A 25,658-nucleotide genomic window follows, 5' to 3' on the forward strand; every position below is an offset into this window, starting at 1 on the left:
CCCGTGGGGCATAAACCCCGTCGGCTAAACAGTTTGCCCCCTACTTGTAGAAACATGATTCAAGCTGGTTGGGGCTGGTGATCCCGTATAACAAGCGAACCTATGATACTACATGGAGGAATGAGGGGTTACCGTCCATTTCATTTTTGGAGGAGGACTTAGAGTGAATCCAGTTGTTGGTCTGGATGTTTAGTTAAATAAGCAAGCTCTTAATGCTCATTTATTAGTTTCAGAACCTAATGATTCTATACTGCTTACAAAATGCTCGCAACATGATTACGAGTGCATACAAAAAGCTTGCAATGTGATACCTATTGCAAGCTCTCACTAAATATATGTTCTCCTTATATCTTTGTTAATTAATTCCCTGTTTATCATTAAGTCTAACACAAGGTTTACTCAGATATAATTGAGCCTACTGGACTTTATCCATAACATAATTATGTAAGTCCACAAAATCGCTTGTTGATACTTTATATACTTTATATAATCAATCAAGAGTATATACACCTTTACAATCACAGCCGTTTTCAATATTACTATGTCAAAAAGGGGATTTTTAATATTACAAATAATATAATCCTTCATTAGTTAGGAAGATTTTTTAACAAAGAATCTTTTAAACTATTGATTATTTCCAAAGGGGTTAATTTGTATTTTTTGTATTCAGCCACTGCTTCATTTCTCCAATCAGGGTTACCGGGTCCCGAGTATCTTTGTCTTAAACGTCTAATAACATCAATAGCTGAAATAGCCCAGCGTAAGAACTCATCATAGTTCCAATACAGTACATTATCTGCAAAAGTTACTGCATCACGATCTATATAATGAGCTGTCGTTATCATTATAGGAACTATTTTACAATCTTCTTCCAAATTAATAATTTTTTTTCTAATCCAAGTTGGATGATTAGCAACTTGTTGTACATGCTTAACAGGTATTCTCTTATCTTCTTGTTCGTATAATTTATCTTCTGAAACAATACAAATTTTATTATCAACAATCCACCAAGGGTCTGGCCCTGATGTTTCCTCGGTATTGCCTGAATTGTATCCTAATAAACAACCAAGCATTTCATGCCCTTTTTCAAATAAATTTCCATTTTCTTTCTGACTTAAAGCATTCAAAATATCCGCGACAAATTGTTCAAATTTTCTATCACTAGAAATACCTAGCTTATCTAACTGAGCTTCAAGCCCTTCTACTAAACTTAAAACATAAGTATCAGAATAATTTTCGTTTTCTTCTCGATTAGTTATATTTGCAAGTTTATTTAGCCATGGAACTACGTTTGTACATTTAGCTGCTTTATTATAATATTCTCCTACCTTTGCAGCATATGAAGCAATCCCATCTTTTGAAGCTAACCATGCAGTACTACCGGCTAGATAATACCAGAATCCTCGATACCCTTTTACATCATCACCTGATAAAATTGAAACAACCTTTGAAATTGACTCCATTGCCTTATCATAGTTTTTTTGCCAGAGCGCGTACTGATAATAAACTTCGTGTTGAGCTGCCTCTAGAAGTTTCTTAGAAGCCCCTAATATTTCTTGTTTTCTGGAGTCACGTTCATTAAAAATCTCTTCTTCTGCGGCATTCCATTCATCATCATGTTCTAAGAATATTTTTAAATTCTCAAGAAATTCCTCCTTATCCTTTATAAGCATTGACTGATCATGACCAAAGATTATTTCTGCCTGTAACTCTGGATGAAATAATTTTATCTTTTTATTTTCAACTAACTCATCGGTTAACTCTTGCCCTATAATACATACAGCTGCATAATCTACAGGACTTCTCGTACATCTACCAACTGCTTGTATTATTCTAGCTCTTACACGATCATGAAATAACACAGATGCTGCCATTCGTGACATTAAAAACCGCTCTTGCAAATGTGTCGCCCTAGGAATATCAATTAAAATAAGTAACCTACATTGGTCATCTGCCAAATCAATACCGTCTAATCTATTAGCTAAAATAGCTATTGCATTTTCATTCTCTGTAAACCTGCTCTTAGACACTTCTAAATCTCTAGATGTTAATATTTCTTTATCCGTAATTTCTCTAGCTAAGCTTTCAATATCTTCACGTGTCTTCTCATCGGGAACCAATATTAGGGCTCTTTCTACTTGTTTAGTCATCTTTAGTGAAAAATTGATTGCCTCATCTTCTTGCATAATAGTTTCTGGGAAAAAGAACAATCTTCTCCCTAATCCTTGTTTATCCCATCCCTCGGGAATAGGAAACCTTTTAATTTTAGGTATTCCAACCATTCTTTCCAAGTCACCACTATTACCTAAAGTTGCTGACATAAATATTCTCTGTTTTGCATTAGCAAAAGGTTCATGGGTTAAAGATGGCGGAATAATAGGTCTTATTAAAATTTCGCTCCAACTAATGTAAAGATGACAAGCTTCTAAGTTTGATCTTAAAACTGACCATGGATATTGAAGGGTTGTATTCCCGACGTTCCCATCAAGTAAAACAGTTAAATCATTTAAATGTTCATAAAATTTTTCTGTAGGTAATTTCTCTATAATTAGAGTTTCTTCATAAAGTGGAGAATCAGCAACCATTGTTTGATAATGTCCGTGGGATAAAGATCCCTTTATCAATTCGATAATTTGTAAGTATAGCTGTTTATATTCTTTTCGCTTTACTGATAAGGACCAATAGGAAGCAATATAATTTTCAGCAGCATGGGCATCATCTAAAATAATTACATCTGGATTAGAGAAAAAAGTATTGGTATTAAACAAGCTACTATAGGTAGTAACTGCAATCGTTTTGGCTCTATTGTATTCAGCTTTGGATATAGGATCATACTCAGATTGTTTACCTGTAAAAGCTACTGTTTTTATTCCGTATTTTTCCTTTGATTCTTCAACTACTTGATTAACTAATTGTTTTGTAGGACAGAGATAAACAATTTTCTCATTATTTACTCTTCTGCGATATTCAGCTATTAGAAGACCTACTAAAGTTTTTCCACTACCTGTCGGTAATTCCATAGCAATATTATCTTCATTCATAAATTCTTTTTGGTAAATTTCTAACATTTCAGATTGATGGTCAAGCAAACCTTTTACTTTTCTATTCCTTAAATCTCTAAATAAAGCTATAGGACTTTCAATAGACACGTTTGATCTTATCTTTTTTTTGAAAGCCATTTATTACCCCCCCTTACTAATATTTATCACTATTTTCATTATATTACAAAAAAACTGTTAAAGCGCCATTTAAATTGTCGATTGTTACCTAAAATCAGCCTTTTTTGGTATAAGTCCTCGATTCCCCTTATCTTCAACATTGTTTCCCACTTCACGGATGTGGTTAAGAGTTTCTCCAAGAGTTCAATGATTCTATCCAGCTTCTTTTCAATCTCACTTCATTGTTTCACGACTAATGATTTGACTACAAAGAACACCGCACTTTCAAAAGCAATAAGAAAAGCAAATATGACCAATTGAAAAATAATTGATCCCCAATCCATCTCAGCACTATCCTTTTTTTCTAATTGCACCATTCGGAGAGAAACAATGGTTGAGGACTTTGGCTGCATATCCTACTCATGTCAGGTTGACATAGCGCAACATGATCGGAAGACATGATTGAACCAAAAGAAAAAGGACTTTTTTTCAGACCCTCTTATATGCCTTCTTCCATTAACGCATCCGTTCGTCTTATAAGGTCATCCAGATATTTCCGGTTGACCATTTTTTATATGGTTTTATTATAACGATAGCCGAGGCAGAACATCCCTGCCCGTGGGACATAAGTCCCATCGGCTAAACAGTTTGCCCACCTACTTGTAGAAACATGATTCAGGCTGGTGGGGACTTGTGAGCCCGTATAACAAGCGAACCTATGATACTACAAGGTGGAATGAAGGGGTACCGGCCATTTCATTTTTGAAGGAAAAGATGTTAGAGTGAATCCAGTTGTTGGTCTGGATGTTTAGTTAAATAAGCAAGCTCTTAATGCTCATTTATTAGTCTCCGAATCCAATGATTCTATACTACTTACAGGTGCTCGCAACATGACTACATGAGTGCATACAAAAAGCTTTCAGTGTGAAGCTCATTGTAAGCTTTCACTAATAATATCTTTGTTAATTAAATTGCCTATTTATCATTAAATGCATCATAAACTAAAAAAATAAGAATGCCAAATTTGGCATTCTTAACTACAAGGTTTACTCAGAAAAGATTGAGTAAACCATATCTATTCACTAAAAAAATATTTAATTTGCTAAAATTTTTTATGTCTATTCAGGAGTATATCAGAAGATAAAAATCGTCTCTAGGACAATTTGTCCTAGAGATTGGTGCACTGCTTTACAAGGCCACTCTGATAATATGAATTTTTATAACCAGTCTACTGATAATAATATTTGAGTTACACGTTTAAATCACGAGCTGGTAGTTAAAAACGTGCTTAGTTGAAAGTATAATATTAATGAATGAGGTAGCAAGCAATATTTTCTAGTGAATAACACTGTATACTGCTTATTTGAATTAAAAAAGATGACCCTAAAGGCACACTTTCCCTTGTTTGGAGAGTGTGTCTTTTATTTATCGAAACTGAAAGGAAAGCAAACTTATGGATCTAGTCGCTGTTCGTGTTTTCGACGCTCTAGTGATGTCGTTGCCAATAGAAGGTACCGCCCTTTGTCGATTTGTATCGAAGTTTACGTTATATCCAATTATAACGAGAAGTTTACATAGTATTTTTATTGTATAGTTCATCAATAGAAATAATGTTTTCCGGTGGAACAGTTGCTTTTTCTTTTAGAAAAATCATGGGATTTTCTATCCCGTAATCGGTTTGTTTAAGAAGTAAATATTCAAGAGCTTTTATTATAAAAAATTCTTGTTTTTCATGGTATTCAAGTTCTCCATGGAAGGTTGTAGCATCTATTTGCTCTATTGGAACTCTAAAAGAGATAAGTGAAGGGATTGCCCTTTCAGTCCAATTTCTTTCAATTTCAGAATTACGAATAATCACTCTACCAATATGAGAAATTAATTCAGGACATCTCCTAATATATTTAACATTGGTGTCTATAAGCGCAGACTCACCTAGAAGAAAACCATTAATACACTGATCTTTACTGAATCTGTATGCAGTGTATTCCGAACCTATTTCTTTTCCATCTTTCATTATGTAGATGGTGCCACTTGGATTAATCTTTAATGAGATGTCGTATTGTGCAAGAAATTCCGAAAAACTATTATCCGTCGTTGCTAAATTTTCTAAATTCAATATTCCGTTCCTATAATAACTTTCTTTATTAATAATAGCTGCAACATGGTGTACCACTACCTCATTAAAATCAAACTGGTCAATATTAAAGAACTCTTTAATTTCATGCATTTCTATACGTTCAAAAGACCGAAAAGGACCTTCAACGGTAACTTTAAACCTACATTGATCGAGAAACTCACTAATCCTATCAGTATTTACTTTTAAAATATTTTCTAATGATTGAATAGTCGTATTATAGTCTAGACAGTTTAAAAGCAATTTTACCAATCTCCTTTAAGCATTTGTTACTTCAAAAATTATATAAATCACTCTAAAACACTTTCATATCGATAGCAGAGATTATTCTGTTTCTAGGGTTTCTTTGTTTTCTTCATTGTTACCAAAAAGAAATTGTAAAAAGAAAGCAACTAAAGTAATTAGCACAAGAAAACCGTTTAAAGGATGATGAACATAACACCGGATATTAAACCTACAACTGCATTTACAATCATAAAATTAGTTTTCAATATAAACCATCCTTTCGAACTTTCTTTTAATTTTTTCTTTGAAAATAAATATAGGGATTCGGATTGTGTGGTGGAAAGTTATTTTGTCGTTTTATTTTAAAACAAAAATTTGTTTTTACATTTGCCATGAAATAGAGTTTCATTTCTGTTTGAGTTCATCGTTTATAAACGAATAGATTTTATTTTTAATGGAGACTGCATCAGTCGTAAATAAAATATAGGTGTTAGAATGTGTTTGAATGACAACTCTATCCGTTTCACCATATGGTGTACCAATTCTGATAGCTGTTTTCTCCTTCCCAGCATAAGTATCGTCAAGTGTTACTTCTACAATATCAGAAATGGGTATTTCTATTTTCGATAACAGCCAACTAATCACCAAGTTATCACTTAATTTTTCTACTTTTATCCCTAACATAACATCTCTCCAGTCTTTTGTTACTGTTATAAATATAAATATTACTTATTGAACGAATCCCTCAATTGCTGGATAAACTTTTGTTCTAATACAGTTCCACCACATAATCCGATGAACCGAAAATATTTATTAGGAGAAGTATCACTAAGTGACTTTTAATTGATAAATAGGAAAATATATATGATATAAGAAAATTATACCAAATAATAAATCTATCCGTCTGTAAGTTTTCGTTAAATTAGAATTTCACGCAAACTTATTATACATAGAGACAGAATTCTTTTCTTTTTGTAGTTGTAACGACAGAATTATGTCCCATAAGCAACACCATCTATAATCGGAAAATTAATCTGCAATCAATTATAGATAATCCCTATCAATAAGAGCCTAAAAATCAGAAATGTTCCGGGAAAGGAACGCCTTTGACTTTTAACTAATACAGTAACTGATTTATTTTATTATTTATTTGACGAACATAAGTTATATGGTTGCACACTATAATCTACACTTCTGTTTCTTAGAAAAAAGCGGATTCGGGAATTTAATCGCGTTGCCGCTTCAGTGAAAGCCGAGGACAAACGGAAATAGTGTATTTGTAGATGAATCATTTATTATATTTGTATATCTTTTATATTTTGATTGATTATTTAGAAAAATAATGGTCTAAATTATCCGTTCGAAACCAAAATGTTAATTTTTTTGCTTGCATTTCATTACTCTTACAAGGATTCTTTTGCTTTCTAAGAATACAGGATGCAGAAAACCCAAAAACAACAACCTTGTAAGAATCAAGGAGATAATAGTTGTTTTTGGGTTTTTAATGATTTAGGAATTTGAAGAGGTGATATTATTCCAATTCTTCCATTTCATATCCAAATGACCCAAACTCGATAATTTTCCTGTTGGGTCAACTTCAATATGTTATTCAAAATAACTTATTCACCCGCAATTTTCTTTTCCAGTACTTTTTTCAATCTTTTGAGATATTCATCGTTTCCTTTGAATACTTTTTCACACATCAAAAAAAGTTTATCTAACCATTCGATGTTTTTCTCTTCCCCTACTAATACATCACATAAGTACTCTAATAATTGTTCTACGTTTTCCATTTGTTCTTCCGACAACCAGTCTAGAATTTCTAATACTATGGAGAAGACGTATTCTCTGTTTACTTCTTCTTCCCGAAGGTATCTAAACAACCATTCAACTTCTCCTTCTAAGTTAAATTGGTTTTTCCTAAGAAAATAAATGAAAACATCCGCTTTTGCCGTGATATAACGGTACCCGATCATGATTAATTTTCCAATCGTTTCATAATAGGTTTCCTTATCTAACACCCCTTTTAACAGTAAATAATTCACAAAATCAACAACTGTAAACGTATTGATTTTATATTGAGACTTTGCATATTTATTTACTATAAAACTGTCCACTATCATGGTAAATAAACTATCTTTGCATAATTGAAGTTGGTCATCAAAAAAATTCTTCTCTTGTTTGTTTGATGGATTAATCAAGGCTTTTCCAACTTTTCTACCGTTTTCATTGATCCACTTTATGAGCTTTTCCATCTTTGCAAGTGATTCTTCTACTTCCTTCGACGTCCATTCATGAGCTATAATTCTTCCATTAGCATATGAAATACTCGTAAGTCCTTTATAACGAGATAACTTTAACTGCGAATACTCAAAAAACAGTGAACTAAATTGTTCTTGAAAAATATAAACACGAAATTCTTTAGATAAATGTTCAAGTAAACCTAAATAATCAAGTGTCAGGATGGAAAATATATCACATAGTATATTTTTTGATGATAAAACACATTGTAGTCCTTTTTGTACTTCCTCAATATTTCCTGTTTCGTAAGCCCAAAAATGGAGTTTTTCTTGGGTTGCTACGTGTCCCCATGTTAAATTGGGTTTTCCCTGCATCAAGTCACAGAAAATTTGTAAAGGTAATCTATATTTTACAAAAAGATCCTCTACCTCTTTTTGTGAAGTTTGAAGGGATTCAAGTCTTGACAGGAAGTCCTTTGATAATTGACCATTTTCAATCACCTGATATTGCTCAAATAATTTTTCTTCTTCTGGAAATGTTTCGTGAAATTCTTTCATAACTTTATGAAAAGCATCAACATGCTCTTGTTTAGGTTTTTCAAGCATTTGTGTTATTTCTACGAATTGCCCAAAATAAGCACGCCAAACATCAGGGTTTTTTTCTCCGTATTTGAAGGTCTGATAAGCATACTCCAATGCTTTTTCATATTCCATGGCATCCAAATAAGCAAAGGTTAGTAGTTGCAAATCTTCAATAGAAGCATTCTCACTGACTTTCTTTTCTGCCAATTTTAGGGTGTTTAAGCACCCTTCTGTATCGCCAAGTCGGAAAAGACAACTAGAGTATCGAAACAGGAACTTGATATCTTCTGTTTGATGGAAAAGCTTTTCATACATTTCTTTTGAAATCTCGTACCAATCTGATTGGAAAAATATCGAAGCTACTATATCCTGAACAAATACAGTTGGTTCTTTTAATTCGTTATAGTAAAGAGATATAATTTTGTCGTATTGACCAAGCTTGTACAACGAGAGAGTATAAGTGTTAACAAATAATTCATGATGAATCCAATGTGGAATAGTAGGAATTAGTTCTGTTAACTTTTGATAATCATCAAAGGTGCCTTTTTTCCTGTAGGCATCCACTAATTGAATTTTTATTTCTAATAGATTTCGGCCCTCCCAGTGGTTTACTGCATACTCAAAATTTGAAATTGCTGTATCCCAGTCATCTTGTAAAATTGCATAATATCCCTTAATAACAGCTTTAAGGTGATCTTGGCCTTTTTCTTCTACTTCTTTTATAAAGGAAATGATTTCTTTGTGCTTAAATAAACGATAGAGAACCTCAAGTTTCACAAAATAATATTCTATTGGGAGGTCCTCGTCTACCTCTATTAAATCTTCATAATCATTTAATGTCTGTAACGCATTCTTTGGATTTCCTGATTCCATATAACTTCTAGCTAATAAGGTGACATGTTCTACACAATTACTATCTTTAATCTTATTCTCAAGTGAGTCAATTACATTTTCCCATTCCTTACAAAGATAATAAGACCAAATCAAATTCTGAAAATAGGAATCTTTTTTATCGTCCGAAGTAAGTTTATATAACTCTTCATAACATAAAGCTGCTTCTTTAAAGCGTCTTGTTCGGAAGTAAAGAGCAGCATAGAGCTCCTTTACTCTTCTTAAATGTCTTCTGTTTTCATTTTCTTCCCCAATTTTCTCCAATAGTGGGATCACAAGCTTGAATGTTTCTTCGTGGTTTACTAGCATTCCCTTCGATATTAAATGTTCCAATTGCAAAACATGAGCCTCTGCTTTTAACAACATCCATTCTTTTGAAAGAGGGTTTTGATTTAGTTCCTCATTAGTCAAATTTAAGACTTGATCGAATTTATTTATGAATAGTAATATTCGAGCTTTTAATTCCCTTACACCCGTATCACCATGTTTTTCTAATAAAGAAAGGCATTTCTCATAATCCTTTTGTAAAAAATAAATATTTAAAAGTAGTTCAATATTTTTTGGGGTATAGCCTTCTAAAGTTATATTTTTATTAACATATACAAGAGCTTCATCTAGTTTATCTTCGATGATTTTGATAAGAGCATATAGCCGATTTTTTCTTGGTTCATCTTGACAATAAGAGATGGCTGCATATAGATATGGGATGGCCTCATTTTCGTTACCAGAACACATATAACTGTTTGCTATCAACGCATTTAATTCTAGCTTTTCTTCATTAGAATGAGCGTGCTTAATTCGTTCCTCTGCTTTTTTTCGTGCGGTAATGACTTTTTCTTTTTCAAGGAGTTCTTTTAAATCATCATATCCAACTGGACCAAGTGCATTAAGAATTGTTGACTGTATATTTTCTTGAATTTGATTCATGTTTCTTTCATTCTGTTTTTCTAAACGTTCGAAGCCAGTTCGAAGTTCCTCTCTTATCCTTTCCATCCCATGTAAGATATTTTGGAATTCTGGATCCCAATTTTTTTCTTTATACTCATTTATTTTTAGTAGTATCAATTGAAAAAATGGCAGTAATTTATCCTGATGTTGAGGATATTTTTCAAAATAAGGGTCCAAAAAGAAATGATCTGGTTTAAAGGCATCATCCGATGTTCCTTCAATAATCCATCTAAAAATTTCTTGTCTATTTATTTTATCTTCAAGTAAATCCTTTATTACCTCATCTGGGAGATCTAAAATCGCTTTTGCATCGTCTACACCAGCTTGAAACATAAGCGTTATTTTCTGTGAATAATTATCCTTTATCCACTTATCTTTAAAATCACGAACAGCTTTTAAATTTTTTAGTTTAGGTATAGTGAAAGTAAAAAAAGCACTTGCTAGACCTTTTAGTAGTAAACTTATATCCACATACATCACCTAATTTCCCACTGTTAAAATCTTTATAACTTCACTCCAAAACATATATGCTTTTATTATACTCTAATTCTATTGATAAAAATAAAGCAACCTCTGATTTATGACAGTTGAATGCCATCATCCCCTCATTATTTTAATCTCATAAAGACGTATATTATTTAGAAGAGTAAAATTAAAACCCTTATCAAACTATCCTGCTCCTTTAGATGAATAAAAAAGCGATGCCTTATTTAAGCATCGCTCCGTTAGTTTAACAAGGATTGAATTACTTTGAACAAGTATTTATCATCTTTTCAATTGCGTCTCTTTTAAGACAACAAATGAAAACATCTTAGATCCTGTTATGATTTTGGTAGAAATTCAAACAAAAAAAGCCATTGGTTTTATGTATCGTGAAAATAATGGTATGAGGGATTAAATAGTCAGAATATTTTAGTCTGCTTTCCCCTTACATATTTTCTTGTTTATATCTGGACAAATAGGAACACATGTGCTAATATTTACATAAATTATTTCAATTTGTTTTTAGCTTCAATTATCATTTTTTTATACGAATTATCAAAGTTTATACCCGATTATTAAGTCAACATACTGACTTATCATTTTTTTATCCTTCACTTTATATTATGTAAACTAAAATCCAAAAAACATAAAGCAGTTATTGGCTACTTAACTTCCCTTTCTTTAATTTTATAAAATTCTTCGCTAAATGATTTGTCACGCTTCAACCATGTATAATACGTTCCTAATGTAATTCCAACTGTTTCACATGCTTGATGAACGCAATAAGTTTTTCGATATTCATCGATAAAAGCTTTTTTTCTTGCTACAACAGCTTGTTTTATCTTTTTAAATTTCGCATTTTGCAATGTTTCTGCATCCATATTTTTATCTGGGAACGCTTCAAATTTGCGTTTTAAATATAATCCTTTATCGTGATAAATCCAGTCATAAAATTCCTTAATCGTTTTTCTGCCGCTCATATATAAACGAATATGTTTTTCGTTTTTGGTTAAGTACATTTCAAATCCTCGGGCTTTTAAAGATGATGTATAAAATTTTGTGTAAGCAAATTAAGATAAAAAGAAAAATATGTATCTATATTCTTTTTGCATTTGCACCTTAACTTCTTACATATCAAAGAACTGCTTTCCTATTAATTTTAAGGCTTTGTTAAAGATAATTGTGTTGATATTTATATAAAAAAACGGGATCTCCAACGCCTGGAAGTCCTTATATGCTTAATTCACTGGCACTATCCCTAGCTTAACTTAATTGGAGATATTCAATCTATTTAACAACATATAAAAGAAATGAATTATCAAATGCCCAAAAGAAGCAGTTAGCGGAAGTAAAACAAAAGCATAGATTGTTCCCCATTTTAATGTGCCATCTATATTTATTGTTTCTATGCTACCTCTTACGATATATTCTCCGAAAATAGCACCAATTGTTCCGCTGTAAAGTGTAATGAAGAAAGCTGATAAAAGGCTTAATAACCAAAGTTTTTTATTTGTCACTTTTTCCTGTTTGGATAAATAATACCCTAATATTGAAAAGGTGATTATAAACGGAACAATAGTAGCAAAATAAAGCCAATTTTCTCCCCAAAATACTGTTATTCCCCCTGCTAACGATTGTGCAATTAACATAAACAACAATGCAGAACAAAAAGAAAGGACAAATCCATAAATAACACCAATTACAATTCCTTTTATAACTCTCATCCTCATCTCAACAACCTCTCTAACTTCATAGTCATCACTATACGTTTTATTGTTCAGTTTTGAACTTATCTTCTTTTAGCGGCTCGTACAATGTCTTGGATTATGTCCCAATCTTTCTTTAGTCCTGCTGAAATCAGTTTGCACGTATTTGTTTTATATTCGTTTAAATGCCGTTTAATTAATTCTTCATAGGAGATACAAAGGTGCGAATAAGTTTTTGATGAGGAATTATACCCTGTTTAGGAACAAAATGGGTTACAGACATTCACCTAAATCGCCTAGTATTTAACTGGACGATTTTTTAATGTAATTTGAAATTTTTAATATTAATCCAATTAAAAAATAAAGAATCCCGTTCCCAACAATAATTAAACCAATAAATGCAGCTGCAAATGCTCCACCTTCTCCAGTACCGCCCATATTGTGGTTCATCTTTACGAAAATAGCTCCTATTAAATAAGCAAGAATTGGACTTAAAATAGATATAATTATTCCTGACCATATAAAATGCAATTTGTTAATTTTATTTAGGTAAATAGCTGTTCCGTTAAAAAGTAAAAGTAGTATCAAAATAATAAGCCAAACTAATCCATCTCCATCCACAGTAATCCCCTTAATCAATACTCTAATTTTAGTTTAACATAAAATTCCATGACCTTTTTAAACATTTTCCATTTAATTAATAAAGAAATCCTCCTTAATATATCTCTAATAATAAGTACTTGTTATCGGGTAAACTCCATAAAATATATTCAATAGACATTCATGAAATATCTTCTAATTTTAATATAAATATCCATGAAACTTTCTGTTTTATCAGATGGAAATATAAATTTTAACATAGGGATTGGTAAGTGTTTTAACATGTGAATTTGCAAGGTGACAGTTTGTGATTTCCATGAGTTTTCTTATGGCTGATAGTTAATTCCTATGCCAAACCAAATCATTCCCATACAAGAAACGATTAGGATGAAGTGAAGGATGCCGCCTAAATAGGAGTAGAATCGATCTTCTTTTAGGAGGCCAAGCAAGCATATGAGCAATCCGAACAATGAAATCCAAATGTAACGGATATCAAAAACGGGAATCTCCGCTATAATTTGTACATTTAACAAAATAAGTAAAAATATAGCCACCAATGTATTTAGCATATTGATTCTTACCATTATCATTTTCGACTATTCCCTCCTTTTGCTACGGCAAATGGATCTGACCTAATCGAATCACGTTGACTTCCTTCATCTTTTCTAGAGACAAAACATCTTTGGCGGTTCCCGTCATAGCGATTCCATAAATCTTCAATTCCTTATGTTTTTTTATCCATTTTAGCCGCTCGGCCATCTTTAAGTCTTTGTATTCCGTTAGTTGTGTTGCCCATTTTTCGTTTTTGCTCAATAGCTCGAGCCCTTTGACTACTTCTTCGTAATCAGTAAACGAGCGATTGAATACAGAATCTACATGCACTTTTTTGTATGGGAAGCCAATTGCTGGTGTTTGGATGAAATCTAAATCATTCCTCATCTGTTCCTCTACACCTGTGTCCAACGCAAGCCATGTTATATTATATACCTTGAATTTTTCATTTATCTCTTTTAAGGAATAGGACTGATTCAGGGAAATATAGATTTCAACCGGCCAATCGCTTGGGAGAGATTCAATTTTTCTTCGTTCGTCAGGTAAAAAGTATTTGGCTTTCGGATGAATAAAGTTGATTCCAATGTGATGAAGCGAATACCCAATCGCTCGATAATTCGATTCTTTAGCAAACACATCATTGAAAAATAGTTTGTAAGTATCCTTACCTACATAACTTCTTTTATCATCCATCCATTTATATTTGTCGGCCGTGACAGTCATGGTAAAGGGCTTGATCTCAACATCGACCGTATCGTAATCTACATACACATTTGGAGACATCATTTCACTAACCGTTTGAATGGTTTCAATCAATTCGTTCCCTCTGTTATGATCTCGCCCCCAGCCGTAATAAACAAAAGTAAACATAGTCAATAAGGGAACAATCGTGAGTATAAACGATACAACAAGCAGCGTATTTCGAAAAAAGAATTTTTGTTGGGCCTTTTTCATCATTTTTGCGAGATCGGCTTCCTTCAACCCTTCATCATGAAGGGTTTCATGGAGAAATTCATGGTATACGTCAAAACTTTCCAGAAGCTCCTCTATTTTCTGTTCTTCCTCTTTGCTTAGTGTGCCATTTTGATATTTCTGCAATAATGGTTTTAACTCGTCTTTTCTCATCCCTTCACCTCATTGCGTAATCGTTTTTCTAATTCCCGCCTGCCCCGAAACACAAGGCTTTTTAAATAAGGGAGTTTTACGTTTAACAGTTCCGCCGCTTCTTTGTAGCTAAATCCTTTTATATCGACGAGCATAATGGCTTTTTGTTGCAGTTCTTTCATGTTGGACAAATGTTTATAAATCAACTCCAGCTCATGTTTTTGCAAAAACGCGTTTTCCGTTTCTAATAATGGATCAAGCTTTAACGACGCAAAGAAATCATCCACTTGTACAAGCTGCATCTTTTTGGCTTTTCTGCAGTGGTCGATGAAGGTATTATAAGCGATCCGGTAAAGCCATGGCTTTATTTGTACTATGTCGCTTATGCCGCTTACATGTAAATAAACCTTATAAAATGTTTCCTGCAGGAGATCCTCTGCCAAATGATAATCATTGGTTAATCTGTACAGATAGCGAAAAAGGGATTTGGAATACAAGCGCATAAGTATATCCAATTCAAATTTATTGGCAATGGTTTCCACCCTCCTTCCGATAAAAGACGCATTAAAAACAAAAAAGTTTCTGTTTTTCCAAAATTTTTTATGAAACATATGTATTAATTAGAAAGATCATCGAACATCATTTTGAAACAGCATCTATACATACTTTAATTACTATATAAAGCGGTTATCGCTAGACTTTTATGATAGCCCTTCTTGAACACTGGATAAGGTTATTTTTTATTAGTGAAGCGATCAAATGAAGAGGATTTTGATTCGTATGAAATGAGGAGAGTATTGGAGGGAGAAAGCATGTTTTGCAGAATTTTAAGCTTGCTTATGTCTGTTTTTCAATCTAAACCTATCTACATTTGTGGCTCACTTATAATATTTAAGACTTAATTTAAAATTTAAGCTCTGTTAAACAATAATGTTGATAATTTAGCAAATAAAAAAGAACCCATTGCTTATCAAGACCTAAATTATAAAAAGCCTTAAAAAATAAAGGAACGTACATATTAGTCATGTATAATATGTATGTTCTTTTTATCTTTTACTAAACTAAACACCCGTTAGTTCAAGAAGTTTACTTTTGAAAATCTGCTATATTCCAATTCATTTTAGGATTAACTGTATCCATAAACTTCTTAATTTGTTCTTCACTTAAATCTTTTTCACCAGTCGAATTTTTCGCATATGATACAAGTTCCCAAGTTTCATCATAAGGTTTCTTCGGTGCTTTCCACCTAATGCTAAATGTATAATCAACGCCATCAATCTTTACTTTCATAATCAATATATCGCCAAGAAGTATAAACTTACTCATTTCCATTTTTATATGCCACCTACTTTCGTGTATTTACAGGAGAAAAAGAAAGATTGCGACTACGGGCAGAATCTTTGAATAAGAATATTTTTTATGGTTCACTAATCCCCATTGCCAATAGCAAAAGAAAAGCAATGGCCAAAACCGCTCCATTTCCTATCAAGCTGATAATTGGCAGAAAGAAACGTTTTGTCATCAACCACGAGAACACCGCTAATAAAATACCAATAATTGATAAGATGCCATAAATTGTTATCACGAAATAAACATCAGCATTTGGACCTCTTTCAACATAGAAAATAATGATACTTATGATTACAGGCAACAAAGACGTGACACCTAATATATTTCCTACTTTTTTCTTGTCTAACACTATTACCCCCACCTTTTTGTTGATAATAACTTTTTGAATCATAGCCACCCATGCCGCATTTCGCGGCACTACAGATGATGGAAGTTCATTCGTTCTTCCATGAGAGACAACCATGCCGCATCTATACGGCACCATCAGAAGAATGAAAATATTAATTTTCAGACTTGCCTACCATACGTCAAATCATCAGGCCCATGATGTCTATCAAAGGGAAATTTACAAAATAATTTGGACTTGACTTTTTATAAATATGCTCTTTAGAATTTGTTAAAAGGTCTTGTGCCATTCTTTATCATCTAATGGTACACCTTTTTTAACATAACTAATGGAAATCATTCCATGTTTTAATCCAGCGTTCTTTTGAATAAATGATACAATCTCGTTAAAAATTTCTTCATCCTTTTTAGCCGGCTTTCTAGGTACAGATATGATAATAGTAGGTGCCGCATCGTATTCTTTATAACTACTTGGCTCATTTGGATTAACGTTATACGTTATTCCGGTTCTTTCGTCATAATGCACCGAAAATTCATCCAACACTTCAAGCTTTTGCTCAATATAAGGACGTATATGGTTTTCTAATTCCTTTTCCCACTTCTCCGCAATATAAGAGTCTTCCATCTGTTTTGTTTCTTCATTGTAGTAGACTAAAAACTGTGTATGATCCTTTTTGTTCTCTGCTTTAGCAGCGTAATCAAATGTTGGGAAGTTGCCCATATTATCAAATAGTGTATCATAAATAACAATTTCATCTTTAAATGTATTTTTTATATATTCCTGCGCTTGTATTTTTACCTTTTTCACTTCATCCTCATCTGGCTTCATGCTTTGTATGTGACCGTCAAGTAAAATTGAACACTTTTTGATCATTAATTTTGAACAGTTTCATCACTAAAAATGGAAATTCTGTGCTTCATTCGATAGCTGTCTCCATTTAAATGAATCACTTCGGCACGATGGATGATTCTGTCTAATACAGCTGTGGTGATAGCCGGATCACCGAGTAATTCTCCCCACTCACTCGGCCCTTTATTGGATGTTAGGATAATCGACGATTGATTGTACAAGTCATTAATCAAATGAAAGAATAAATTCGCTTCTCGTTGATCCATCGCTATAAACATGAAGTCGTCGATAATCACTAAGTTCGATTCCCTCAGTCGTTGAAGACGAATTTGTGATTTCCGAGTAATTTCCTCCGTTTTTAACGCTTGAATCAACTCTCCCATCGTAATAAACGTCACTTTATACCCTTGATGAATCGCTTCAATCCCGAGTCCAATCGCCAAATGGGTTTTTCCGACACCTGGCGGTCCTAACAGAATCAAATTAAAGAGTTGGTCTAACCATGAGAGTTCTCGCAATTGGTGAAATTGTCTTTTCGTCAGTGATGGCTGTTCTTGTAGTTGAAACTCATCTAACGTCTTGTAGTAGGGGAAAGACGCCCATTTCAAACGCCTCTCCCGTAATTTCTCCTCCCGACGATGTTGTTCATAACGTAACACATCGTATAAAAAACGTAGATATGTCACCTCATTCGTCTCTGCTTGTTTCACTAATATAGGCAGATGAGAAGCCGTTTCTGTCAAACGTAATACTCGTAATAACTCTTGTACATTCGTTAACTGGCTCATTTCGTTCTTCCCTCCAAAATCCCGATATATTCATTAACGTTTCTTACAGCTGGTTGTGCACAAAGGATAGAATGACTCTCCTCCTGCAATGATTGGATTCGGTTTACCTGAACGGCTTTGCCGGAAGTGTTCAATCGATGTTGCCGTTGTAAGTAACCGACCATATCTGTAAACTCTGAAGCACTATACAGCTGTAATTCGATGCACTTTTGTAGTGCTTGGCTGCAGAGGGACGTCGGAGAGTGAGCCAATTTTTTTTGAATGAGCTGCAATTGATCGCGTATATATCGCGGATAGGCTTTTCGTATGTGTTCTAGATATTCCTTTGCCACATCTGGTTGTTCAAACTGGTTGGCAACCCTTTTGATATAGGCATTGATGCCTTTCGTTCGATCTCGCAAATGGTTTCGGTTTTGAATCAGCTTTCCTTTGCCATGAGCGATCGTGTGCTTTCCTAAGTATTCCCCTGTTTCAGAATCGTAGATGAAGAGCTCCTGTTCCCTTTGTATGACAATTTGTACTGTTTTTCCAAACGGCATATAGGTTCCGCACGGAACCGTATATCGATTCGATTTGTACAGAATCGTATTGTCCTTTCTAACCGTTCTTGTTATACTGTTTGTGAGGTTTGGGTTTTGGACGTAGGTCACGTCCACTGATAGAGAGATCGGTCGTAAGTGTTGTTTTTCGAGTTCAAACACGTCGACTGGTCTCTTTTTTGTTGTGTTATGAACTCTCCCATTACCTGTTCGCCGTAACCATTCCCATCCTTGTTCATTCCACAGATCGAGATTCGTAAATATCCGATGTTTGGCAAAGTTGTGTTTGATAAATCCTATGACATTCTCAATTTTCCCTTTGCTTTCCGGGTCTGCCTTTCGACATACATGAAGAGTGAGGTTGCGCTGTCTTCGATAGGCTTCAAACTCGGCGGTAAGAATGAGGTCCCCGGCATTTTCACTAACCACAATCAGGTTATCCTGATCATAAACAAGTTCGTTTGGGATTCCACCAAACCATTGGAACGCATTCTCATGAGCTTGAATGACATCTCTCGTTGTAAAAGGACGATCCAGCCACTCCATGTATTTATAACGGCAGTGCGAAAGCACAAAGGCGATAAAATATAAATCGATATCCTTGCCTTGTTGATGTTTTACTTTCACTTTTCCAAAATCGACTTGCGCTTGGTGACCCATTGGTGGATCTGGCACTGCTTGATATGGGCGAATCGAGGGTTCCTTTGGGATTTTCCATTCCTCTCGTAAACTACGTACATAACTCCGAACCGTACTTTCTCCCACGCAAAGGTCAGGATAACGTTCCTCTAACCAGTCTTGTACCTGAGACGCTGATAAATCTGGATGCTTCTGAATCCAATGTAAAATAAGCTCTCGATAAGGGTCTAACTTTTTTCTTCGTTGCTTCGTAGAAGCTAACCATGTTGTCATGTCCTCAGGTGAACGCTTTAAATAGTTATATAATGTCGTTCTGGATATCTTTAATTTTTTAGCGACGGATGTTTTACTAAACCCTTGTTTTAAAAGTTGATAAATTTCCATATACATTTCCCACTTATCCACCTTTCAGTCCCTCCAACAGCTAGATAAAATCTCAACATCTATCATAGCTGTTAGGAGTAAAATTGGTAAATAAGTGTCCAATTTTATTGGGCGGAAACTGTCCACTTTATTTTAGCAGTTACATTGTACAAATGCAAAAGCAAAAAGCCCTATACCTAATGCGAATATGCCGAATACACCGATACCAATTTTTATTTTTTTATTCATAATAATCCTCCCTGAACTGTTTTGTTAATTATAACATAATTTCCATTTTTCTGATATTCGTTCTTAAATTAAACTGCTCTTCACTTCAATAAAAAAGGCCTTACTTCCTGTTTATTGAAGTAATGCTCTCGTTCACCACCCATACCGTATTTCGCGACACCAAAGACGGTGGTGGGAATTGAGTAAGAAAAGAATGATGTCTCTTTTTGATTCCTTTTGTGGCAGAAGTATCAATTCTTTTTTACCTTACTGTTTTTTTTCTCAATGTGTGTTAACTTTGATTTAAGATAAGTTCTTATTCCTCTACATTATTTAACTCTCTTCTAGGAATTATATAGACACTTACTGAGCTAAAGCAGGTATCGGAGCTGGGCTTTATTCCTCGTTGGCCGCTACAGCTGCCGCATCCCTTGTTCCTAAAGAGAAACGCGGCCGCGCTCTTGGTATGACGCTAGGTGGCATGAGCACGGGAACGGTCATAGGGGTTCCACTTGGATTGATCATTGCTGAACATCTAGATTGGCACGCAACTCTCTGGTTCATCACCACACTAGGTCTTATCGCCATGGTAGGAATTGTCATATGGTTTCCAAATTTTCCAGCTTCGGCGCCACCTTCATTACGCCAACGTATTGCCATGATGACCAATGGGCGGGTTGCAGCAATTGTTGGCATCACTTTTATGACCAGCATTGCCAGCTTGGGACTCTATACATATATCGCAACCATTTTGGATAATCTGGCAGACATTACTATCGTCACACCTTATCTTTGGGCATGGGGCATTGGTGGTGTAATTGGGAGCTTTTCCATCGGCACTTTGATTGACCGAACGGGGAGGCCAGACTTGCTCATGGCTGGCATTTTAGCCATAATGGCTTTAGCCATGTTTAGCTTACCATTCGTACTTCCATTTCCGATGCTATCATTCCTGCCTTTCATTCTTTGGGGGGCGATGGAGTGGGCCTCGCAAGCTCCGCAACAACATGAATTACTTCGCTCACAATCTAATCACGGCGCAGCTGTCGTTGCGTTAAACAGTTCCGCTAATTATTTAGGCAGTGCAATAGGTTCCGCTCTTGGTGGGATGGTGATGCTAGCCGGATTGGCACCTTCCCGACTTCCGTTTGCTGCCGGTTGTCTAATATTAGTGACCTTATTGGGACAATGGAGGATTGTGTCATCAAAAGAAAGCGCGGGCAAGCGAGAAAAAACATGAAAAATCAAATGAAATAAAGACTATCTCGAAATTTGACAAAAACATAATATGGATCACCTTTATACTCAATCGGTGTCAAAAATAAACAATGAAATTTCACAGAGACTTGGATATAAAAAATAAACCCCGAGTGGTCTTTTCAAGACCGCTTGGAGTTTTTTCTTAATAAAAGGCTACTCTGAAAATAAACGGTATACAAAGATATGAACCTGATAGTATGGACGAAACAGCTTATTTTAATGCATCGTTGTACCAAAAAATTAGCATGAGTGTCTCTGTCAATGTTTAATGTTGATTTTGTAAAGTATAAAACTGAGGGTGTCCCAAAAGCAATCCCTTTCAGGACACCCCCTTTTAGTTATTTTCACCTCATAATTTTTAACATAGTATTGGTGTTCTTTTGAAATTCATAAGGAACTTTAATTTCTTCTGTAATCCATCCTAAATTTTGTATATCACGGATTAGTTCATCCAAGTATTTATATCTCTCACAAGCAAAGTTAGTTGTAGGAAAAATCCTTATTTCATCTTTGGTTACACGCATAAGTTCTTTTATAGTCTGTAAATGAAATTCATAGTCCAGTTTATCTTCATAAAGAAATAGAAAATTTGCTGAAAGTGTCAAGTCAAACTGCTTATCATCAAACGGTAAGGTCGGTAAAACGGCAGGAATATAACGATTCTTATTCCGTTTCATGTCTGAGATACATTGATTCATTGCTTGTGTTCTTATCTGTTTCAACTCATCAACTGATTTAAAATAATCCCACAAAAAATTTTTTTGAATATCAGCCCTTTCCATGTTAGACATGGTGGTTTCAATATCTTGTAAACCTTTTTGCTCTAATTGTTCAATAGGAAGATAATAAGCAATATCACATGCTGTAACATCCATTCCAAGTTGATTGGATACTGCTGTAAAGGAACATGCCCCAGCAGGGCAATCAAGAATCTTACGCCCCACTAAATCTTCTTTGGTAAGGCCAAACATTCGCATGTATTCATCCCAAGTCCTACCAATAAAGACAATGCGATTTAAATCCCACTTGTTAACTGACTCAACTTTACTCATCTCCACTCACCTTTCTTAACTAATCTGAACTAAGCTCTGTAAATAATATACCAAATATACATAATTTAGCACATATAAAATGCCTTTTTGGTTAAAAACATTAATCTTGCGTTATACTGCTCGTTAGCCAATCATGAAACGATCTTCACCATAGATTAACAAGAAAATCAACATCATTCCTTAACAGAACCTTTAAAGAAGGAGAAATTGCCCCTCACATGTTAACAAATGCGGATGCGCCTCTACATGCTTGATAGCGATGTTTAATTCCGATAAACACCAATTTATATTTTTTATCGCCCATTAAGAAGGAATGAAGCGGTTTCCCTCGAAATAAATCAGGAAGACAAATGAAGGAAAAGGAAGCAAAGAATGGTGTCCATTCCATCCAAGAGAGGTGTTGTAAATGGATTTTGCACTAACCATGTCTTTTTTAGGAGTGGCGATATTGCTGACGTTAATGCCCGGGCCAGATATTTTGTTTGTGATTGCTCAAAGCATTTCGCAGGACAAAAAAGCGGGAATCGCAACGGCACTGGGACTTTGTTCAGGCCTTATTGTACATATCACGGCTGCAACGCTTGGGATTTCCACCATCATTTATCAATCCGCTTTGGCTTTTACCGTCATCAAATATACGGGTGCGGCGTATTTGCTGTATTTAGCATGGCAATCATTCAAGGAAAAAGAAAAAGGCTTTGCTTTTAACCATAACAAGCCTTTCAAGTATCCGTCATTGTATAAAAAAGGAATTCTCATGAACCTGCTTAATCCAAAAGTATCATTGTTCTTTTTGGCATTGTTGCCTCAATTTGTGAATAAATCGCTGGGTCACATTACGTTACAGATGTTTATTTTGGGAGTTATTTTTCTGGTTCAGGCTTTAGTGATTTTTGTTGCGGTCAGCGTGTTTTCAGAGAAACTGCGCCATGTCCTGCTTACCAATTCGTTCATAGCAAAGCGAATGAACATTGTAAAAGGTTTGCTATTAGGGCTGATTGGTATACAGATTGCGTTTAGTGAAAAGTGAAATCGTTAGAGTGTTATCTTTTAATAAATGTCTCTGTTCAATTTCAATGTTGATTTTTAGACCACAGAAAAAGACCGAAATCAATCGGTCTTTTTTGTGTATGTCCTGTTCAACTATCGCCAACCGTTAGTTGAACAAGCTCATCATTAAATTAACCTCTTCACAAATAAAACTCTATCTTGATTTGGTCCATCATAATCAGTATGTACAGAAACTCCGTCTACTTTTTTATCTCCGTTTTTTTCGATTTCAAATCCCATTTTCGTATGAAAGGCAATGGAAACTTTGTTCACTGGTGAAGTTACACAACGGACGATATTCCGGCCATTCTTTTTAACAATATTAAAAAATTCATTGTACAGTCGTTTTCCAATACCGTGTTTCCTATAATCTGGATGAACCCCAACAAAGTGTATATATGCTTCTTCTGGATATGTTTGAGATAGAAAACCTATCAAAAATCCAATGATTTTTCCATCTTTTTCGGCGATGAAACTTGTATTTTTAAAATGGTCGAAGAATAATTTTGGCAACTTATCAGACATTTGTCTTCCGCCCCACCACTCATTGATTAGTGGAGAGATGACATAGTAGTCTGACCCTTTCACTGAACGAATTTCCATCTTAATCCCCCTTCATTTGTAAAAGTATGACTATCATAAAAGCAAATTTAGTGCTATTCTTCAACTAACTCGTTAACCAACCATGAAGCAAGCTTCTCCACAGATGATGGAAGTTAACTTGTTCTTCCATGAGAATTGAATAAGGGATTATTCTTTTTCAACTCATCCCATTCCTCTCGAAGAATACCCATTCGGATGGAATCATAGTATTCGCCATTATAGTAGCGGCATTTTCTCATTCTCCCTTCTAATCGCATTCCCAATTTTTCCGCACATCTTATTATTCGTGAATTTCCAGACCAAGTTGTCAGACCCACTCTCTCGATAGTTAGATTTTCAAAGAGATAGTCAATCAATAAAGATAATGCTTCGGTTCCAAATCCACCATTTCAATATTCAGGAGAATATATGACGATCCCATTTCAAGCCATCGTGTACGTTTATCCTCCCAATAATAGCTAATTTGTCCTTGATATTCCATAATCATTTGGCTTGGTACATCCGTAAAATTCATTCTTTCTTCCATTCTCTTAGAAAACTTTTCAAAGGTACAAAATTCAAGCGGATAATAAGGAGCATCATACTTTTTCTATTCTGGATCCTCCACACCATATATCAGATTATATAGAATTGGCAAATCATCCTGCGTCGGTGTCCGCAGAGATATTCTTTTTCCTGTCAGCGACAATTTTTGTAACATATATCCACTCCCTATCTTACAGAATTCAACAATCCATGCTATTATTCCTTTTCTAAAAAGGCTCTATATCGCTAATGGTTGATTTTAGACCAATGAAAAAGCCACCTTATGATGATAAGGCAGCTTTTTTGTACATATTTTTTTATTTAACTATCGCACCATTCGTTCAATATAACCCTTCGTTACTTTCTTTAACCCCCGAGTATATATAATGGTTCTTACCGAAAATAAATACTTCTTTTTCCTTAGTGAAACCAATCTTCTCTGCCACACGAATGGATGGAACATTTCTTGGATCAATAATACTGATCAGCTTATTTAAACCCAATGTATCAAACGCATATTCCTTGCACGCTTTAGCCGCTTCTGTTGCGAATCCCTTGGACCAATATTTTTTGTTCATGTGGTATCCAATCTCTACTTCTATACTGCCATTTATTTTTTGTTTAACAAGACCACAATCACCGATCAATTCATTCGTTTCTTTCAAACAAACCGCCCATAATCCATAACCATCATTCCGATATCTATCTTGATTTCGTTTAATCCAGTCTTGGGTTTGCTGAATGCTAAAAGGGGCCGGATAAAACTTCATGGTCTCTGGGTCAGAAAAAATATGATGCAGAGAAGTAATATCTTCATCTCTATACTGTCTTAATATCAACCTTTGTGTTTCAAGAACAACCATTTACCCATCCCCTTCCCCTTTGGTTTAATTATTTAATTTCTTTCTCCTTTAACCTTTTCTGTCCCCTTAACCAACCATGAAGCAGGTTTCAACACAGATTATGGAAGCTTCCATAGGATATGTTACCATGAAGATGATTTACGTGTTATAAAGCTTTGAAAAAAGCATTTAGGAAAATAAATAAAACAACGATAGCAATGACGATAAGCACTTCTCCTTTACTGTTTTTTTCCTCTTCTTCTTTTCTTTGCTGTTTTATCTCTCTGTATCTTTTTTGTACCTGTTTTTGTATCTGTTTCTTTTTATCATCCAATTTTATACGCACCCCTTAAATTGAAAATGGGTACCAATTAATTATTGCGAAAAAACAGTGTCACAAAACACTATTTGAAGATGCTAAACCTAAATTGTATTCCACCAGATAATCCGAATACCCTAAAAAAGTTGCTGGATACACTAACTGATTTCATAAACTAACCATTCAGACAAATGACCACCCGGATTGACCTCCTAAATTTGGACACATCCTATCTTATTTTAGGTTATTCTCAAAATTTCTCGTTTTTTCTTGGCAAGAAGA

21 protein-coding genes and 1 pseudogene are annotated in these 25,658 nt (G+C 34.4%); 2 read left to right on the forward strand and 20 right to left on the reverse strand.

Annotated features, from left to right (window positions below; all coding sequences use genetic code 11):
- Positions 1 to 587: 587 nt before the first annotated feature.
- The 15 genes from GRQ40_RS08820 to istA all read right to left on the reverse strand — a co-directional run bounded on the left by GRQ40_RS08820 (position 588) and on the right by istA (position 19,539).
- Entirely contained in the window at positions 588 to 3,179 is a 2,592-nt protein-coding gene (locus tag GRQ40_RS08820; RefSeq protein ID WP_159719772.1) for a DEAD/DEAH box helicase, read from the reverse strand.
- Positions 3,180 to 4,728: 1,549 nt separating this feature from the next.
- The gene (locus GRQ40_RS08825) at positions 4,729 to 5,544 is read right to left on the reverse strand and encodes a hypothetical protein (RefSeq protein WP_159719773.1); all 816 of its coding nucleotides are present in this window, start codon (positions 5,542 to 5,544) and stop codon (positions 4,729 to 4,731) included.
- 378 nt (positions 5,545 to 5,922) lie between these two features.
- Positions 5,923 to 6,201 carry a SunI/YnzG family protein gene (locus GRQ40_RS08830; RefSeq protein WP_159719774.1) on the reverse strand — a complete coding sequence of 93 codons (279 nt, stop codon included), beginning with the start codon at positions 6,199 to 6,201 and terminating at the stop codon, positions 5,923 to 5,925.
- Positions 6,202 to 7,136: 935 nt separating this feature from the next.
- On the reverse strand, positions 7,137 to 10,655 hold the full coding sequence (locus GRQ40_RS08835) for a tetratricopeptide repeat protein (RefSeq protein WP_236546448.1): 3,519 nt from the start codon (positions 10,653 to 10,655) through the stop codon (positions 7,137 to 7,139).
- A gap of 668 nt (positions 10,656 to 11,323) precedes the next feature.
- The gene (locus tag GRQ40_RS08840) at positions 11,324 to 11,680 is read right to left on the reverse strand and encodes a hypothetical protein (protein WP_236546425.1); all 357 of its coding nucleotides are present in this window, start codon (positions 11,678 to 11,680) and stop codon (positions 11,324 to 11,326) included.
- A gap of 249 nt (positions 11,681 to 11,929) precedes the next feature.
- Positions 11,930 to 12,391, reverse strand: a complete 462-nt coding sequence (locus GRQ40_RS08845; RefSeq protein ID WP_201295984.1) for a hypothetical protein — start codon at positions 12,389 to 12,391, stop codon at positions 11,930 to 11,932.
- A 279-nt stretch (positions 12,392 to 12,670) separates the two neighbouring features.
- Positions 12,671 to 12,988, reverse strand: a complete 318-nt coding sequence (locus GRQ40_RS08850; protein WP_159719776.1) for an ABC transporter permease — start codon at positions 12,986 to 12,988, stop codon at positions 12,671 to 12,673.
- Between the two features lie 305 nt (positions 12,989 to 13,293).
- Entirely contained in the window at positions 13,294 to 13,557 is a 264-nt protein-coding gene (locus tag GRQ40_RS08855) for a hypothetical protein (protein ID WP_159719777.1), read from the reverse strand.
- 22 nt (positions 13,558 to 13,579) lie between these two features.
- Positions 13,580 to 14,644: an anti-sigma factor gene (locus GRQ40_RS08860; protein ID WP_159719778.1), complete on the reverse strand. Its 1,065-nt coding sequence runs from the start codon at positions 14,642 to 14,644 to the stop codon at positions 13,580 to 13,582.
- The gene (locus GRQ40_RS08865; RefSeq protein ID WP_236546426.1) at positions 14,641 to 15,165 is read right to left on the reverse strand and encodes a sigma-70 family RNA polymerase sigma factor; all 525 of its coding nucleotides are present in this window, start codon (positions 15,163 to 15,165) and stop codon (positions 14,641 to 14,643) included. The genes GRQ40_RS08860 and GRQ40_RS08865 overlap by 4 nt, the downstream gene beginning before the upstream one ends.
- A 544-nt stretch (positions 15,166 to 15,709) precedes the next feature.
- Complete coding sequence (locus tag GRQ40_RS08870; protein ID WP_020755374.1) at positions 15,710 to 15,955, reverse strand: hypothetical protein; 246 nt, start codon at positions 15,953 to 15,955, stop codon at positions 15,710 to 15,712.
- 85 nt (positions 15,956 to 16,040) lie between these two features.
- A complete protein-coding gene (locus tag GRQ40_RS08875) occupies positions 16,041 to 16,322 on the reverse strand; it encodes a hypothetical protein (protein WP_159719779.1) in 282 nt (93 codons plus the stop codon).
- A gap of 267 nt (positions 16,323 to 16,589) precedes the next feature.
- Positions 16,590 to 17,126 carry a hypothetical protein gene (locus tag GRQ40_RS08880; RefSeq protein ID WP_236546427.1) on the reverse strand — a complete coding sequence of 179 codons (537 nt, stop codon included), beginning with the start codon at positions 17,124 to 17,126 and terminating at the stop codon, positions 16,590 to 16,592.
- Between the two features lie 65 nt (positions 17,127 to 17,191).
- Positions 17,192 to 17,956: an IS21-like element helper ATPase IstB gene (gene istB, locus GRQ40_RS08885; protein WP_159719780.1), complete on the reverse strand. Its 765-nt coding sequence runs from the start codon at positions 17,954 to 17,956 to the stop codon at positions 17,192 to 17,194.
- Positions 17,953 to 19,539 (reverse strand): IS21 family transposase, encoded by a 1,587-nt coding sequence (gene istA / locus GRQ40_RS08890; RefSeq protein WP_370514191.1) that lies wholly within the window; start codon positions 19,537 to 19,539, stop codon positions 17,953 to 17,955. The genes istB and istA overlap by 4 nt, the downstream gene beginning before the upstream one ends.
- Positions 19,540 to 20,131: 592 nt before the next feature.
- On the opposite strand from istA, the gene GRQ40_RS08895 reads away from it, so the two are divergent.
- Positions 20,132 to 20,965: an MFS transporter gene (locus tag GRQ40_RS08895; RefSeq protein WP_236546428.1), complete on the forward strand. Its 834-nt coding sequence runs from the start codon at positions 20,132 to 20,134 to the stop codon at positions 20,963 to 20,965.
- 364 nt (positions 20,966 to 21,329) lie between these two features.
- Here the strand turns inward: GRQ40_RS08895 and GRQ40_RS08900 are convergent, their stop codons facing one another.
- Positions 21,330 to 22,037 (reverse strand): SAM-dependent methyltransferase, encoded by a 708-nt coding sequence (locus GRQ40_RS08900; protein WP_159719781.1) that lies wholly within the window; start codon positions 22,035 to 22,037, stop codon positions 21,330 to 21,332.
- A 406-nt stretch (positions 22,038 to 22,443) separates the two neighbouring features.
- Between GRQ40_RS08900 and GRQ40_RS08905 the strand changes: the two genes are divergently transcribed.
- Positions 22,444 to 23,067, forward strand: a complete 624-nt coding sequence (locus GRQ40_RS08905; protein ID WP_159719782.1) for a LysE family translocator — start codon at positions 22,444 to 22,446, stop codon at positions 23,065 to 23,067.
- A gap of 146 nt (positions 23,068 to 23,213) precedes the next feature.
- Here GRQ40_RS08905 and GRQ40_RS08910 read toward each other — a convergent pair whose 3' ends face one another.
- The 4 genes and pseudogenes from GRQ40_RS08910 to GRQ40_RS08925 form a co-directional block, all read right to left on the reverse strand.
- Positions 23,214 to 23,690, reverse strand: coding sequence for a GNAT family N-acetyltransferase (locus tag GRQ40_RS08910; RefSeq protein WP_159719783.1), 477 nt, complete (start codon positions 23,688 to 23,690; stop codon positions 23,214 to 23,216).
- 113 nt (positions 23,691 to 23,803) lie between these two features.
- A pseudogene (locus GRQ40_RS08915) lies at positions 23,804 to 24,390 on the reverse strand (GNAT family N-acetyltransferase).
- A 166-nt stretch (positions 24,391 to 24,556) separates the two neighbouring features.
- Positions 24,557 to 25,078, reverse strand: coding sequence for a GNAT family N-acetyltransferase (locus GRQ40_RS08920; protein ID WP_159719784.1), 522 nt, complete (start codon positions 25,076 to 25,078; stop codon positions 24,557 to 24,559).
- Positions 25,079 to 25,223: 145 nt separating this feature from the next.
- Positions 25,224 to 25,391, reverse strand: a complete 168-nt coding sequence (locus GRQ40_RS08925; protein ID WP_089097674.1) for a hypothetical protein — start codon at positions 25,389 to 25,391, stop codon at positions 25,224 to 25,226.
- Between the last annotated feature and the right edge of the window lie 267 nt (positions 25,392 to 25,658).

This window comes from Anoxybacillus sp. PDR2 (genome assembly GCF_009834045.1).
In the GTDB taxonomy this organism is placed as follows: domain Bacteria; phylum Bacillota; class Bacilli; order Bacillales; family Anoxybacillaceae; genus Anoxybacteroides; species Anoxybacteroides rupiense.